At 57.9% G+C, this 15,042-nt stretch carries 12 protein-coding genes; 4 read left to right on the forward strand and 8 right to left on the reverse strand.

From position 1 onward, the window contains the following. The first annotated feature begins 231 nt into the window (after positions 1-231). Positions 232-684: an aspartate carbamoyltransferase regulatory subunit gene (locus tag E0E20_RS04300; RefSeq protein ID WP_130836985.1), complete on the forward strand. Its 453-nt coding sequence runs from the start codon at positions 232-234 to the stop codon at positions 682-684. 66 nt (positions 685-750) lie between these two features. On the opposite strand, the gene E0E20_RS04305 is transcribed toward E0E20_RS04300, so the two are convergent. Continuing rightward, a complete protein-coding gene (locus tag E0E20_RS04305) occupies positions 751-1,005 on the reverse strand; it encodes a hypothetical protein (RefSeq protein ID WP_130836986.1) in 255 nt (84 codons plus the stop codon). A 1,314-nt stretch (positions 1,006-2,319) separates the two neighbouring features. Next, complete coding sequence (gene trmD / locus E0E20_RS04315; RefSeq protein ID WP_130836988.1) at positions 2,320-3,366, reverse strand: tRNA (guanosine(37)-N1)-methyltransferase TrmD; 1,047 nt, start codon at positions 3,364-3,366, stop codon at positions 2,320-2,322. Between the two features lie 196 nt (positions 3,367-3,562). On the opposite strand from trmD, the gene E0E20_RS04320 reads away from it, so the two are divergent. Then, positions 3,563-4,516 (forward strand): L-lactate dehydrogenase, encoded by a 954-nt coding sequence (locus E0E20_RS04320; protein ID WP_130836989.1) that lies wholly within the window; start codon positions 3,563-3,565, stop codon positions 4,514-4,516. Positions 4,517-4,541: 25 nt separating this feature from the next. Here E0E20_RS04320 and E0E20_RS04325 read toward each other — a convergent pair whose 3' ends face one another. Together E0E20_RS04325 and E0E20_RS04330 are read right to left on the reverse strand one after the other, a co-directional pair. After that, positions 4,542-6,299 carry a hypothetical protein gene (locus E0E20_RS04325; protein WP_130836990.1) on the reverse strand — a complete coding sequence of 586 codons (1,758 nt, stop codon included), beginning with the start codon at positions 6,297-6,299 and terminating at the stop codon, positions 4,542-4,544. Between the two features lie 118 nt (positions 6,300-6,417). Then, positions 6,418-8,277, reverse strand: a complete 1,860-nt coding sequence (locus tag E0E20_RS04330; protein ID WP_130836991.1) for an LptM family lipoprotein — start codon at positions 8,275-8,277, stop codon at positions 6,418-6,420. 267 nt (positions 8,278-8,544) lie between these two features. Here E0E20_RS04330 and E0E20_RS04335 point away from each other — a divergent pair, with 267 nt between their 5' ends. Next, entirely contained in the window at positions 8,545-9,591 is a 1,047-nt protein-coding gene (locus tag E0E20_RS04335) for an SPFH domain-containing protein (protein WP_130836992.1), read from the forward strand. Between the two features lie 10 nt (positions 9,592-9,601). Then, positions 9,602-9,802 carry a PTS ascorbate transporter subunit IIC gene (locus E0E20_RS04340; protein ID WP_130836993.1) on the forward strand — a complete coding sequence of 67 codons (201 nt, stop codon included), beginning with the start codon at positions 9,602-9,604 and terminating at the stop codon, positions 9,800-9,802. A gap of 102 nt (positions 9,803-9,904) precedes the next feature. On the opposite strand, the gene E0E20_RS04345 is transcribed toward E0E20_RS04340, so the two are convergent. The 4 genes from E0E20_RS04345 to E0E20_RS04360 all read right to left on the reverse strand — a co-directional run bounded on the left by E0E20_RS04345 (position 9,905) and on the right by E0E20_RS04360 (position 14,968). Continuing rightward, positions 9,905-11,371 (reverse strand): sulfatase-like hydrolase/transferase, encoded by a 1,467-nt coding sequence (locus E0E20_RS04345; protein ID WP_130836994.1) that lies wholly within the window; start codon positions 11,369-11,371, stop codon positions 9,905-9,907. An 87-nt stretch (positions 11,372-11,458) separates the two neighbouring features. Further along, positions 11,459-13,066 carry an extracellular solute-binding protein gene (locus E0E20_RS04350; protein WP_242622655.1) on the reverse strand — a complete coding sequence of 536 codons (1,608 nt, stop codon included), beginning with the start codon at positions 13,064-13,066 and terminating at the stop codon, positions 11,459-11,461. 34 nt (positions 13,067-13,100) lie between these two features. After that, on the reverse strand, positions 13,101-14,003 hold the full coding sequence (locus E0E20_RS04355) for a carbohydrate ABC transporter permease (protein ID WP_242622656.1): 903 nt from the start codon (positions 14,001-14,003) through the stop codon (positions 13,101-13,103). After that, positions 14,003-14,968, reverse strand: a complete 966-nt coding sequence (locus E0E20_RS04360) for an ABC transporter permease (protein ID WP_242622657.1) — start codon at positions 14,966-14,968, stop codon at positions 14,003-14,005. Before E0E20_RS04360 ends, E0E20_RS04355 begins: the two co-directional genes overlap by 1 nt. Positions 14,969-15,042: the final 74 nt, after the last annotated feature.

The raw sequence follows: 15,042 nt of genomic DNA on the forward strand, positions 1-15,042 counted from the left end.
TCATGTGAAAAATCACACTGATGCGCTGATTTGCTCCGTGAGCGAAAAGTGCTGTTACGCAGTGAGACGGCATGAGACGCGAAGCGGTTCGACACACTACGCGCCGGCGCAGAGATTTTTCACATAGCTATTTGTGCCGAAGCCCAGATAGCCTTTGATCGCAGCCGCAAAACCGCCCGCGCGGTTTTGCGGCGCGTGCCTCGCACAAAGTGCTTCGGCATGGTGATTCATATGCTGAACGTAGGAAAAATCGAAGAGGGCTTTGTTCTGGATCATATCCCCGCCGGAAAAGCCATGTACCTCTACCGCCATCTGGGACTTGACCGCCGGGACTGCCCCGTCGCCATCATCAAGAACGCCCGCAGCAATGCCATGGGCAAAAAGGACATCCTCAAAGTGGAATGCCCCGTGGGAACCCTTGATCTCGACGCCCTCGCATTCATCGACCACAACATCACCGTCAATGTCATCCGGGACGGGGAGATCATTGAAAAAAAGAAGCTCGACCTGCCGAAGCAGCTTGTCGACATCATCCGCTGCAACAATCCCCGCTGCATCACCTCGGTCGAACACGAGCTGCCGCATATCTTCTATCTCGCCGATGAGAGCCGCCAGATCTACCGCTGCCGGTACTGCGACGTAAAATACGACGAAAGAGACGGCGAGGAATTCCCTCTGGGGTAAATTCTCCCGGATCAGAAGCCCATTCATCGGATATTTTCAAGTCTCAGCCCCCACGCGGAATATCTCTCAGACAGGGAGAACGCCCGTCAGAAGACCGACCAGTATCGCGGCGAGCGCGATAAGAAGCGCAAGAAGCACAGAGAGAGAGACCACATGCCGTCTCTCTCTTTTTTGTGCGAGCCTCTCCCTCTCATCCGCAATCTCTGAAAGAGACGGCAGCGGCTCCGCCGTGGCGTTCCCGGAGGACAGCGCGGCTTCCGAAGCGGCCGTTCCGTCCTGCTCCGTCATCCCGTTTTCCGTTTTGTTTCCGATTTCTGTCATAGCAATCCTCAAACTGCCGGGGCCTCCTACACCGGGCAGACATACCATGCACCCCGCCGAAACACTTTATGCAGGCACACACTCAGCTCTCTCTGTGGGACAACCGTCCCTTGAGCTCCGGATGCTCACGTACCATCGTCGCCAGCTCCTTGAGTCTGCGGTTGAAGCGCTCCTCATGACTGAGCCCCTCGTCCGGATCGGCGCTGATGCGGGCATTAAGCTGCTGCTCTTTCGCCTTGACCGCCTCAAACTCCTTTTTGGCATACTCATGGAGCTCGGAGGCCGCCGTCCGCTCTTCCTGTGCGGCTTTCCGCGCCTCCTGCGCCTCCCTACGGTCTTCCTGCGCCGCCTTGCGGTCCTCCTGCGCCGCGGCACGCTCCTGCTCCGCCATGCGCTGTGTCTCCATGGCGATCGCGAATCTCTCGCCGGCCTGCTTCTCCTCATTCCTGATGCGTTCGCCGGATTCAAGAATCAGCGCCTCGGCCTCCCGCTTTTTTTCTTCCATGGACTGCAGAGCGGCCCTTGCTTCCTTTTCTTTCTTTTCTGCGGCCTGTGCCGCCTGCTGCCGCTGATGGAGCTCCTCTTCGGCGGCCTCCCGGCGCGCCGCCGCTTCCCGCAGCTTCTCCTGCTCTTCCTGCTCTGCCGCAAGAAGCCGGGTCCGGAGCTCCTTTATCTTTTCCCCGAGCTCCGCCTGCTCTCCGCAGAGCGCTCTCAGCCGGTCCGATACGTCCTGCTGCTCCTGCTTCAGCTCTTCAAGCCGCAGCTTTTCCGCATTCACCGCATCCGATTCCGCGGCCTCCAGCTTCTCCTGTGCGGCTTTCAGCTTGTCGTCCGCACGATTATGTGCCTCCACCGCCGCTTTCAGCTCAACCTGCGCTTCTGCCCGTGCGTTGGAAATAATGCGGGCCGCCTGCGCCTGTGCATTGCGGAGAACAATATCCGCCGGCGTATGTCCCCTGGCGGCCTGCCCGTAATACCGGAGAGCCTCCGGCTCATCCCCCTCCGCAGCGTCTTCCGCCTCCGGCTCCGCCTGCTCCCCGGCGCTTATGATTTCCGCCGCGACTGCTGCCTCTGCCGCCTCGTTCTGCCGCTCTTTTTCCTCCATTTTCTCCTGCCCCCCGCGGAGTCTCGCCTCAAGCTCGGCCTTTTCGTTCGCAAGCCCCTGATTCCGAACCGCCAGATCATAAATTACATCGATCAGCTCAAGACGGCTCATTTTACGCAGCGGCCGCTCTCTCCGGCGGGCGGGAATTTCCCCCGCGGCTTCTGTCTCTTCCGCCTCTTTTAACTCTTCTTTTATTTTTTCCGTCTCTTTCATATCTTTTCCGCCCGGTGTCTCCCCCCTGAGGCTCTCCGGAACCGCCGGTTCCTTGAGCTCCTCCCCGGCGCCTGCATCCTGTGCGCTCTGCTCCGGTCCTGTCTTTGCCGCAGCCTCGACCGCTCTTGCGATTGCCTGCTCGAGCGTCTGATCATCCTCCGGCGCCTCACCTGCCGCAGCGCTCCCGCGGAGCTCCTGCTGTATCTCCTCATTTTCGTGGTCTGTTTTTTTCCACCTCGAAAAAATTCCCATAACTCTCCTCCAAGCCGAAGCACTGTCGTGCGAGGCACGCGCCCCTCCGCTGTGATCTCCTCCAGAAAGCGCTCATCCTCCGCCGTGAGTCCGCCATCCCCGCGCAGACGCTCCACGAGCTCCGGGCGGTGCAAAACGGTAAGGCGCAGCGATTCCTTTCGCCTCCACTGCCGGATCCTCTCATGATTCCCCGACAGCAGCACCTCCGGAACGGAGCGCTCGCCGTCCTCCGTCATGAGCTTTGCCGGCTGCGTATACTGGGGATATTCCAGCAGGCCGTCCTCAAAGGATTCCTGCACAGCGCTCTCCCCGCGGAGCACGCCCGGAAGAAGGCGGATGACCGAATCGGCGACGACCTCGGCGGCAAGCTCCCCTCCCGTAAGAATGTAATCTCCAAGGGAGAGCATTTCATCCGCACAGGCAAACGCACGCGCATCAATCCCCTCATAATGTCCGCACAGCAAAATCACATGCTCATACCGCTCCGCGAGCTCATGTGCTTTTTTCTGCGAATAGCGCTCCCCTGCCGGAGAAAGGAAAACGACGCGCACCCCCTCTCCGTCTCCCCGCGCATGGCGCACCGCGTCCATAACCGGCCCCGCACGGAGAATCAGCCCCGCACCGCCGCCAAAGGGCGAATCATCGACTGCGCGGAAGCTCCCGCGCGCAAATTCCCGGATATCCACGATCTCAATTTCAGCAACTCCCCTGCGCACGGCGCGGGCGATAACCGGGGACCGCAGAAAATCGCCGAAGCGCTCCGGACAGATCGTGAGAATTGTGATCCTCATATATTCCGTTCCATTTCCCGTTTTTCTGCCCCTGCAGGCCTATACATACAGTATTATACGATGTTTCCGCTGCGGCGGCATCCTGTTTTTCCGAAAAGAAACAGTCGAAAAAAGTGTCGAAAAAAATACGCTGTACGCCTATGATAGTGCTGAGGGAAAAGAACGGGCTCTGCCCGAAAGAAAGGATGGACTCATTATGAGCTTCAAGGATTCCAAGGTCGTAATCGTCGGGGCAGGAAACGTAGGCTCCACCACCGCTTACAGCATCATCAATCAGGGACTTTGCGAGGAGATCGTACTGATCGACGTCAACTGGGACAAAGCCTATGCAGAGGCGCTCGACATGCAGCACTCCGTCTACTTCATGAACCGCAACATCAAGGTGCATGCCGGCGATTACAGCGAGTGCTCCGATGCCGATGTCATCATCATCACTGCCTCCGCGCCGATGCCAAAGGATTCACACAACCGGCTGGAGATGCTCGCCCCGAGCATGAGCATCATGCGCAGCATTGTCGGAAGCGTTATGACAAGCGGCTTCGACGGAATCTTTCTCATCATCTCGAACCCGGTCGACATCATGACCTACTACGTATGGAAGCTCTCCGGCCTCCCGAAAAATCAGGTGATCGGCAGCGGGACAAATCTCGACAGTGCGCGCCTTTGCTGCGAGCTCGCGGCGATGTATGATCTCGACGCCAAGAGCGTGGAGGCCTTTGTGCTCGGCGAGCACGGAGACAGCGAATTTGTTTCATGGAATTCCTCCAGCATCGGAGGGAAGCGCATCGATGACGTTCTTGCCGACAATGCTGATCGGACGCGGGACATCACCAAAGAGGAGCTCCTGCGGCGCACGGGACAGGCCGGCTGGGACATTTTCAACCGCAAGGGCAATACCTGCTACGGCATCGCCGCCTCCGGAGCGGCCATCGTCAAATCCATTCTCTTCAACGAGAACCGAATCTATCCCGTCACGGTCTGCGTCGACGGGCAGTACGATCTGAACGGCGTCTTTCTGTCCGTTCCGACCGTAATCGACAAGACCGGAGCCAAGGAGACCGTCGAGATCAAGATGGAACCGGACGAGCTCGCATCTCTCCACCGCTCCGCCGAGATCATGACCTCCTTTTACCGAGAGCTAAACCTGTAACTTCCGACTCTTCGCTCTTCTGACGTCAGCGGCGATCCCGGACCACACGTATGCTGTCTCCTCCGGCCGCCGCAGTCAGCCAGAACTCATCCGGAGACGTAAGGACAAAGGAATTGATCCGCTCCCCCTCCTCACTCAGCATATCGATTTCCAGCTCGTAGAGAGCCTCCGCGTTCTGTACCATATATCCTTCGTACTCCACGGCGCCGGAAGCGTAAAAGGCGGTGTAATACCCGGTCTCCTCAAAGACAAAATATGCCGTCCCCTCCTGTCCGTCCACACGCCATGTCCCCGCGAGCTCCTCAAACAGTCCCGCTTCATCATCCGCAGGCGGCGCGCTCTCACCGCTTCTTTGCGACAGCGCCTCAGGCAGCCCGTCCGCTCCGATCGAATATTCATCCGTCACCGGTCTGTCATCCATCCGCTCGTCAAAGGTCGTCATGTACATATGAGCCGGATCAATCGGGTAATAGGATGACGTATCAAAGGCCGCCCCGATATTTTCCGGTTTCTGCAGGCTGAAATCTTTCCGGTTCAAATCAAAAATATCCGTGGAAAATGAAACGTCCCCCACCGGCACATGGATATACAAATAGTTTTTGTTCCCTGCATGCACCAGATAATATTCATCCGGAAAGCGCATGTATTCCATACTGTAATCGTTGTTCGCGAGCCAGACCGTCGTCATTGCCGACTCTCCCGACAGCTCCTCGGTCCCATGCCGGGAAGTATTCTCGATCCAGAGCGCCGGACCGGCCGTTCTGCCCGGCAGGAGATAGGACGATCCCTGCTCCAGTGTCTCAATGAAATTCTCCGGCGTCACGGTATATTCCTCCCGGATCAGCCCGCGAAATCTGGCAAAAGACAGGAACGCCGTGAGAGGACGAGGCTGTTCCATCAATACTTTCTCGCGAAAATACAGCGTGAGCCCCGTATAGCCGAGCGTCCATGACAACGCCTCTTCTTCCGGCCCCCCCGGCATACACGACTTTATTTTCTCTGTAAGATCACGTCCGAACGGCAGTTCTCCGCCGCTCTCCTCATATACCTCCCGCAGAATCGTCTCCGCCGCCGCGCAGAGCGCATCCGTGCCGTCCTGCAGCACATCCTCCAGAAGCAGTTCTTCTCCGGTCTTTGCATCATAAGTCGTTCCGATCCGTTCCGTCTGGAGCTCTTCATAGAGATAGACCGAAATGTCGTCCCGGACGCTGAGGATCCTTGTATCCGCACGGAGAACCTTTGCCTCGTCCACACAGTAAGCGGAGAGCCGCTCTCTGCCATTCCTCTGTTCTTGCAAAAGCATCTCCCGCGCTTCCATCCCCAGCTCCTCTACCGCTTCCCGGATCGCCCCGTTATGCTCCGCAAGGGCTGCATTCAGCTTCGGATGCTCCGGATCCATGTTCTCGCTTCCCGCCTGATCCGTGACGATATACTCCGGATACCGCAAATCAATCGAAAACTGTTCATCGTCCGAATCCACGGATGGGTTCATCGGAATGAAGCGGACAGACAGAAGCTGCAGGCTCTCCTCCCCGCTCTCTGCCCTCTGCGCTCTTTCCGTCTCGCGCCCGCGCCCGGCCTTGTTTCCATCCATGCTTTCCGACGAAACGTTTCCTGATCCGTCTCGGCCGGACGATTGATTTTCTGTTTCTCCGCTTCCTGATGATACGCTGCTTTCCTGCGCCTTGCTCTCTTCCGCCGTCCGCCCGTCGCGGCGGCTCATCCCGCAGTCGGAACAGAAAACCGCCATGCACAGGAGCAGCACTGCCGCTCTCCTTTTCATTTTTCCTCTTTTCCGCGAGGCGAATTTCAGATTCGCCGATGCAAACTGCTACTCGGCGTCTCGCTCCGAGTCGAGTTTGAACGTGCTGCATCAGCAGGACTTTCAAACGGATGCCTCCCTAGCCGGCATAATGAATTCCGTCAAACAGGTTCCCCTCCTCATCGCCTCCGATGCGGTAAGGCCAGTCCGACCGGTTCTCATAAATTCGATAGACCGGTCTGCTGTAATCGGGCGCCGGCAAGAGGGGCGCCGCCTGATCCGTTCCGTATTCTTCGCCGGACTCTGTCACAGCCCCGCCGTCCACCTCCTGCATGTCAACCCAGTGCTCGCCGTCCGTACGGATGAGTCGGAAATAGCAGTTTTCCGGCAGTATTCCCTTTTTAAGAACCGCTCCGCTCTCGTCCGTCAGGCGGCACGAAACCGCCTTTTTCGTCCGGAGAATGACCTCCTCCCCGATGCGGAATCCCCGGCTGTCCGCCTCCGGCCAGCCGTCGCTTCCGACATGGCAGGTCCGGATGCCGGTATAGGTTCCGAGCAGGTGGATCGTGCTCCCAAGCTCAAAGCTGCGGGGATTGCCGAACGCCGAACGGGTGCTGTAAAACAGGGATATTTCCCTCGCATCCTCTCTGCCATGCCCCTGCTCCGGGAAAAATGCGTTGGTTTTTTTCCCGACATCGCAGTTCATCCTCGCAAGGTCAATGACGCCCAGAACCGTGTGATCGTTGTCCGAGAGCTCGAAGAGATACAGATAATAGCGACCATCCGACCGCACCAGATAGCTCTCCTCCGAATAACACCAGTCCTGTATCCGGAGCGTCCGGCTGCCGGCATGGATCACCCAGTCGTAAAAGCTGTCCTCCTCATCGTTTTTCTCCCAGACGACGCTCACCTCCTCCCGCGTGCCGTCTCCATCGGCATCCACGAAACGGGGCCCCGGGAAGAGAGGCAGGACATAAGCATCCGGCGCTTCCCTGTATTTCAGAGAGAAGAGCTCCGGAGCCTCGTCAAAGCGGACGGAAACGGTCTGCCACTCCTCCGCACCGGAAGCGCCGGATGCTTCTTTCCTAAAATAATAATTCACACCCTCCGCGTCGATGGTCCATGCCCCGTCATCCGAATCCCCGCCGGACGCGGGAAAAGCCTCACCCGGAAGCTCCGTATCACGCTCCGTCTCAGGGCAGCTCTCCCGGAAGTGCTCGTCAAGGAGCTCCGCGAAACGCTCCGGGTCCGCAATCACATCCGAAAGTGAGAGGCGCTTCCCCGTCTCCGCGTCAAAATTCACCCCATAAAAAGAGAACTCACGGGCGGCGCCCCCTGTATAGCGATCCGTCCTGAGAAGCAGACTGACCGCCGCAGTATCCGCCCTCATCAGAGCGCCGGTCGTTTCACAGAGGAACGACGGCGTTCCGCCTTCTCCGCCGGACGCTCCGCCCGCCGCCGCATAGCTTGCCGTCAGCTCCTCCAGCTCTCGCTCTGCCGCAGCTCTCGCCGCTCTGCCGTATGCCGAGAGCGCATCCGCAAGCGCTGGGTATCGTTCCGCCTCTTCTGCCGGAAGCTCCGGCACAAGCGCAGATACCGCCGGCAGCCAGTCCCCTTCTCCCTCCCTTTTGAAAAAACTCTGTTCGGTAAGAAGCAGCTGGATATGACGTATTTTTTTCTCCGCCGCATCGCCCCCGGCCTGCGCGCCTTCCTCCTCTGTCCGTGACAGGCGGCGGTGTGACGGATTTTCCGGCTCTCCCCTCACGCCGCGGACTTTGTTTGAAAGCGGAACGCCCCCGGTTTCCGGCAGATCACCGTTCTCCTCCATCCGGACAGACACTTCCTCCATCGTCCCTCCTGCCGGAGCCTCTCCGGGCATCGCAGCCTCCCCGCTCTGTCCGCAGGCCGCGAGCATAAACACTGCCCCGGCCGCTGCCAGCATCCGCATGGCCCCGACCACCGCACGGGCAGCGCGCGTTCTCCTCTCCGCTTCCGACATCCTGTGTCCTTTCCCCGCGGGCTTCCCCGCAGCGCTTTTCTTTCTGTCACTGTTATGCCATCTTCCGGAGAAAAGTTCCCCCTCTGTTTGCCCGGAATCAATGGGAACAGCACAAAAGTTTCGCCCGGATGCCGGAGCAGAAGCTCTTTTTGTCCCTCTTTTTATTTTGATGAAGAGGTATTGACACGCCATTACAATGTGATATTATTTTGATATCAAATAGACTCGAATCGGCTCGGAAGAGGCACTTCGGCATGGAGGATTATCATGAGAGAAAAACAACTTGTAAAGCAACCGAACGGAATGATCGCTATGCTCTTATTCATTGCTCTGTACATTGCCGCCATCGTCCTGTTCACCTTCGGAACCATGGGCCTCGCGGGCAGCGCGCAGGACAGACCGCATGCGCTGAGGCTGGTCTGCTTTATTGCCGGCATCATCTGGATGTCTCTCGGCTGGTTTCCGTTCCTTGGGCTTAAGGTTCTGAAGCCGCAGGAAGCACTGGTTCTCACGCTCTTCGGGCAGTACGTCGGCACGCTTCGGGGCGACGGCTTTTATTTTGTCAATCCGTTCTGCGTCGCGGTGAACCCGGCCGCCAAGACCCGTCTCGGGCAGAGCGGCGATGTAAAGGACGGGAACGGCTCTCGCCAATCCCTTGAGCTCAATATGAATATTACCTCCGGTCAGGCACTCGCCGAATCAAAGAAGATATCCCTCAAGGCCATGACGCTGAGCAACGCCCGGCAAAAGGTCAACGATGTGCTCGGAAACCCCGTGGAGATCGGCGTCGCGGTGATATGGAGAGTCCGCGACACCGCACAGGCCGTGTTCAACGTGGACAACTACAAGGAGTACCTCTCCCTGCAGGCAGATACGGCCGTTCGCGATATCGTCAAGATTTATCCCTATGATATCGCCCCCAATGTCGATACCACCGGCGACGGACAGGCGGACGACGGAAGCCTGCGCGGCTCCACAACGGTCGTGGCGGAGCGCATCCGGGAGCAGATACAGGGCAAGGTCAGCGAGGCCGGGCTGGATATCCTTGAGGCGAGAATCACCTATCTAGCCTACGCTCCGGAAATTGCCGCCGCAATGCTGCAGCGCCAGCAGGCCTCTGCGATCATCGACGCGAGAAAGATGATTGTCGACGGCGCTGTGGGAATGGTGGAAATGGCGCTGGAACGTCTCCGCGAAAGCAGCGTCGTAGAGCTCGACGAGGAGCGGAAAGCCGCTATGGTTTCCAATCTTCTGGTCGTACTGTGCGGCAGTCACGACGCGCAGCCGGTCGTCAATTCCGGCAGCCTGTACTGAGGATGCCGCCATGGCCAAGAAGCAGGTGCCGCTCCGGCTGAACGAAGCGCTATACGACGCGCTCGCCGCGTGGGCAGAGGACGATTTCCGTTCCGTCAACGGTCAGATCGAATATCTTCTGACGGAATGCGTCCGCCAGAGAAAGAAAAACGGAAAATATGTCTCTGAGCATCTCGATGAACCGCCGGAGCTTACATTTCCCTCGTCGTAAATATGCCGCAGCTCCCATCGAATGCATTGCAACCACCCGGTCTCTCCTCTATGCGGCAGGAGAGGCCGGGGTGCTTTCGCCCTTTATAAAAAACAGAGGAGCTCATGAATTTTCCGAAAGAGGAGCATACGGCTCCAGACGATCCGCGTAGATCCCCGGACGGCACAGCTGTCCCGAACCGGTGACTCCCTGCGCCGACGCGGCGATATACGGATCCGAATAGCTCACGAACCACGCCTCCATCCTCCGCCGCATGGCAATGATTTTTTCTTCATATTCCGGCGCACCGTACAGATTTCTGTTTTCACCCGGATCCTCCGTGAGATGGTAGAATTCATTTCCGCCGTAGGGATAACGGACGATGAGCTTCCATTCCCGGTCACGTATCATCCGAACGGGACCGTATTCATCAAAGACGACGACCTCCCGGTCCTCCGCCCCGCCGCCGGAGAGACTTCCGGCAAAGCTCCTGCCGGGCAGCCCCTCCGGGAACTGCTCCGAGAGCCCCGTGAGCTCCAGAATCGTCGGGTAAAGATCATAGGCGCTGACCAGCGCATCGCAGCGAACGCCCTGCGGGAGCCTCGCCGGGCAGGAAATCAGGAACGGCACCTTGACCGATGTATCGTACATGTTCATGGGAAAGGTGCCGTTTCCCTTTCCCCATATTCCGTGCTGCCCCATATTCATGCCGTTGTCGGCGCTGAAAATCACAATCGTCTCCTCAGCAAGCCCTTTCTCCTCAAGCGCGTCCAGAATTCTCCCGATCTGCTCGTCCATCGCACTGACCGCCGCAAAATATCCCCGCAGGTTTTCATGCCGCTTCGGCGTGCCGAAGACCGGCCCTGTCGTGATGTCCGGATGGTCCGGCACGTCCGGAATGCTCGGGAACGAGCAGCCGTCATAATAGTCAATCCACCGGGCCGGGTGGTTTTTTGCGTCCCACGGAGAATGCGGCGCGGTGTAATGCACCGCCAGATAGAACGGCTCCGGCCCCGCCGCCAGCTCGTCCAGATCACGGAGCGCCCGGTCCGTAATGAGCTCCGTGACGTACTCCCCGTGCCGGACGGTAATCTCGCCGTGATCTACAATGTCCGGATGATAATAGCAGCAGCCCCCCATTCCGATCGTATACCAGTCGTCAAAGCCGTGCTGCGGGGTCACACTGTCTCCCAGATGCCACTTGCCGGACAGTGAGAGGCGGTAGCCCGCTTCTTTCAGGATATCCGTATAGCAGCGCTGCTCTTTGAGATACGGGATCGGCTTCGTCTCGCCCCGGTCCCCGCCTGCATAGGGATTCTCCTCTCCCTGCCGGCGGAACCTCTCGCTGTCGACATTGCCGCCGCGGAGCCAGTCGAGAACCCCGTGCGCCGACGGCATTTTCCCGGTGAGGAGCGACGCTCTCGCCGGAGAGCAGACAGGGGATGCACAGAAAAAGCTCTCAAGCATCACACCCCGCTCCGCGATCCGGTTCAGATTCGGCGTGTACAGCTCCGGCGTGCCGGCGCAGTTCATGGCCCATGCTCCCTGATCATCCGAAAGAATAAATACAATCGATGGTTTTTTCATCATTCGCCTCTTGCTCATCCCCCTGCTCAAAAAGGGACAGGGCCTCCCCTGTCCCCCACAACCTCCGCTCTGCAGCATTCTGCCCGCTGTCTACTGCGTTTCCTGCGCCCGGTACGCAGCTGTGACCTCCTCGAGCACGGCATCTCCGCCGTTCGCGCGCCACTCGGCGTCGAGCTTCTTCTGTCCCTCCTCAATTCCGATTTTTCCCTGAAGCATATCGGAGAAATACTGAATGAAGATATCATTCAGCGCCGACTTGTCGGAAATTTCCGCCGGGGTCTTCTGCTTCACCAGATTCGGAACCTGACACTTTGTCGCGAGCTCAACCGTTTCGAGCGCTCTCTCCCGGTTCGGATCCGTGAGAGGGATATAGCCGCTCTCCAGAGGCCAGAAGAAAGAGCCCCATGCAAGCGCATGCGCCCAGCCGTTCGGCGCGAATGCGTCTTTTTCTCTCTCCTCCTCATTGTAGACGATGGTATCGCCGTCTTTCGTGTAATGCACGCCCTCGATGCCGAGACGGACAAGCTCGATTCCCTCCTCGGAGAGCATGAAATTGATAAACGCCGCCGCCTTGTCCGGATGCTCACAGGCCGCCGTGACACAGGTCATAAAGCCGTCTTTGCCCTGCCTGCTCAGACCGCGTTTTCCATTCTCCCCCGCCGGAGCCAAATCATAGCAGATCGATGCCTCCGGAAAGAGCTCCTGCAGCGAGGACTCGTGCCTAGACACATGGCGGAACAGGGCTGCCTGCATAGCTCCCGCCTTGCCCTGATAAAATTTTTCTTCTTTTTTGGACGTATCGTTGAGCATCAGCTCCGAGTCGATCACTCCGAGATCCCAGAGCTCCTTGATGTAATTCATCGCCGGGACAAAGGACGGGTCGTCAAAGGTGGGAATGATCTCTCCCGCCTCGTTCAGAGCATAGTCGCCGTGCTCCAGACCGTATGCATGGAAAACCCAGTCAAAGGGTGTCGCGCCCGTCGTGCTGGACGGACCCTCCGCCGTGAAGCCGTAGGTATTGTCCTTGCCGTCTCCGTCCGGATCATCGGTCGTAAAGCGGATCAGGACCTCTTTCATCTCCTCCAGCGTCTGCGGATATTCCAGCCCGAGATTATCCAGCCAGTCCTGCCGGAACACAATCAGCGTATTCGCGACATTGTACTGGGCGATGAACGGAGCTCCATAATACGCTCCGTCTACGGCCGACCACGGATAGTCCTGCTCGAGCCACTCTTTCAGCGCCGCATTGTCGTCCAGATAATCATTGAGCGGAATAACCATCCCATTCTGGATCCATGACTGCGTTGCGCTGGTTCCGTAGGCACCTGTCACAATATCCGGAAAATCTCCCGACGCCATGGCGACATTGACCTTTTCCGTATTCGCCTCCGGAACGATCTCCACCTGCAGATCGATGCCAAGCCTCTCGTTGATCGCTTCCACGATGCGGTCCCCGTCTTCAATCGCTTTCGCCGCGGCATCGCCCGTCGTCAGCCACCGGATGGTCGGGCGTTCATCCGTTTTGGCTGCGGTATCTGCCTCCTGCTCCGTCCCGGCCGCGGCCGCCGGCTGTGCATCCCCGCCGGTTGCTTCCGTCGTCTGCGGGGCCGCGCTTCCGCAGCCGGCGGCCGAGATCAGCATGACCGCTGCCAGAAGAGCACTCGCCAGTTTCCTCGTTGTTCCTGTGTTCTTTTTCAAATCAGCCTCCTTTGCCTTTTGCCTTTATCTATCGCTATCCCTTGACTGCGCCGACCGTCATTCCCGCCGTGAAATACCGCTGGAAGAACGGATAGGCGCACATGATCGGGATAATCGCCATCATAACGGCCGCCATTTTCATCGGCTGTCCCAAGAGGAACAGACTCTCGCCCCCGCTGGCATACGCCGCGTCGTTCTGGAAAAGCATGGATCGCAGGAAGAGCTGCAGTGGCCATTGCTGCTTCTTATTGATATACATGATCGCGGAAAAGAAATCATTCCAGTGATCCACGGCGTAAAACAGCGTCACCGTCGTGACCGCCGGCTTCGAGATCGGGAGCATGATGCGGAAAAGCACACCCGCCTCCGTGCAGCCGTCGAGGAGCGCCGCCTCCTCCAGCTCGGCCGGGAGATCGAGAAAAAAGTTACGCAGAATGATCAGGTTGTAGGTGTTCACCGCCGTCGGAAGTATCATCGCCCAGAGGCTGTTCATGAGCCCGACATCCTTGACCACCATATAAGTCGGAATGATGCCGCCCGAAAACATCATCGTGAAGACCGCGAGAAACATCAGAACCCGGTGGCCTTTCAGATTCCTCTTGGACAGCACGTAGGCCGCCATGATCGTGATGATCATATTGATCGCCGTTCCGCCCACGGTGATGATGATGGAATTTGCATAGGAGCTCCACAGTTCTGCGCTGGAGACCATGTAGCGGTAGCCCTCGAGGGACCACTCGGACGGCCACAGGTGCACGCTCGTCGCAAGGTAGCCTTTCAGGGACGAGAACGATACGACGAAGCAGTCCCAGAACGGATAGAACGTCGTGAACGCGATAAAGCCAAGGAGAAGCACATTGACGACATTAAAAATACGGCTTCCCAGAGACTCACGGATATGAGAAGATGCCTTTGTCCTTTCAGTCCTTGCCATCATCAGAAAATTCCCTCCTCACCCGCCATTCTCGCCGTCCGGTTGGCAATGACCAGAAGAATGAAGTTCACGACGGATTTGAACAGGCCGACCGCCGTCGCCAGCTCAAACTTGCCGTCCTGCAGGCCGATGCGGTACACGTAGGTGTCGATGATATCCGCCGTCCCGTAGACGCCCGGGTGATACAGCACAAAGATCTGCTCAAACCCGGCCTGCATGAGACTTCCGATTCTTGTGATCAGCACGACCACAATGATGGAGCGTATGCAGGGAAGCGTGATGTGCCACAGCTTCTGCCACCGGCCGGCCCCGTCGACGGTCGCCGCCTCGTAGAGCTGCGGGTCGATTCCCGTCATCGCCGCCAGATAGATGATGGTGTTCCAGCCAAAGGTTTTCCATATCATCGAGACGACCATCGTCGGCACAAAGAAGCGCTCATCCGTAAGAAAACCGACCGGTTTTGCCCCGAGCGAGGTCAGAAGCCCGTTGATCACTCCGCCGTCCGTCGAGAGAATGCTGGTCAGGATCCCGCCCAGAATGACCCATGAAATAAAATTCGGAATGTAAATCACGGTCTGAATCACCCGCTTGACACGGACACTGCGAAGCTCGTTGAGAAGCAGCGCGATGATGATCGGAAAGGGGAAGCCGAACACCAGACGGATCAGTGAAATCCGTATGGTATTCCAGAACACCTGATAGAACTTTCCCATGGAAAACAGCTTCCGGAACGTCGCAAAGCCGGCCCACGGGCTCCCGAGAATCCCTTTCATCGGATTGAAGCTCTTGAATGCGATGACCAGCCCGCCCATGGGGGCATAGCAGAACACGCCGTAATAGATAAGCGCCGGAACCAGCATCAGATACAGATACTTGTTTTTCCAGAGATATCTGAGCGCTCCGCTTCCGCCGTTTGCACTGCCCGAAACCATTTTCCTCTCTTTTTTTGTATATTTTTTATCTTTCAAAGCGCATCCTCCGAAAGTCTTTGTATAAATTGATTATATATAAGCCCATTCAGATGAAACAATGCACTATTATA

It is taken from the genome of Lachnoclostridium sp. Marseille-P6806 (assembly GCF_900625025.1).
Classification (GTDB): domain Bacteria; phylum Bacillota; class Clostridia; order Lachnospirales; family Lachnospiraceae; genus CAG-791.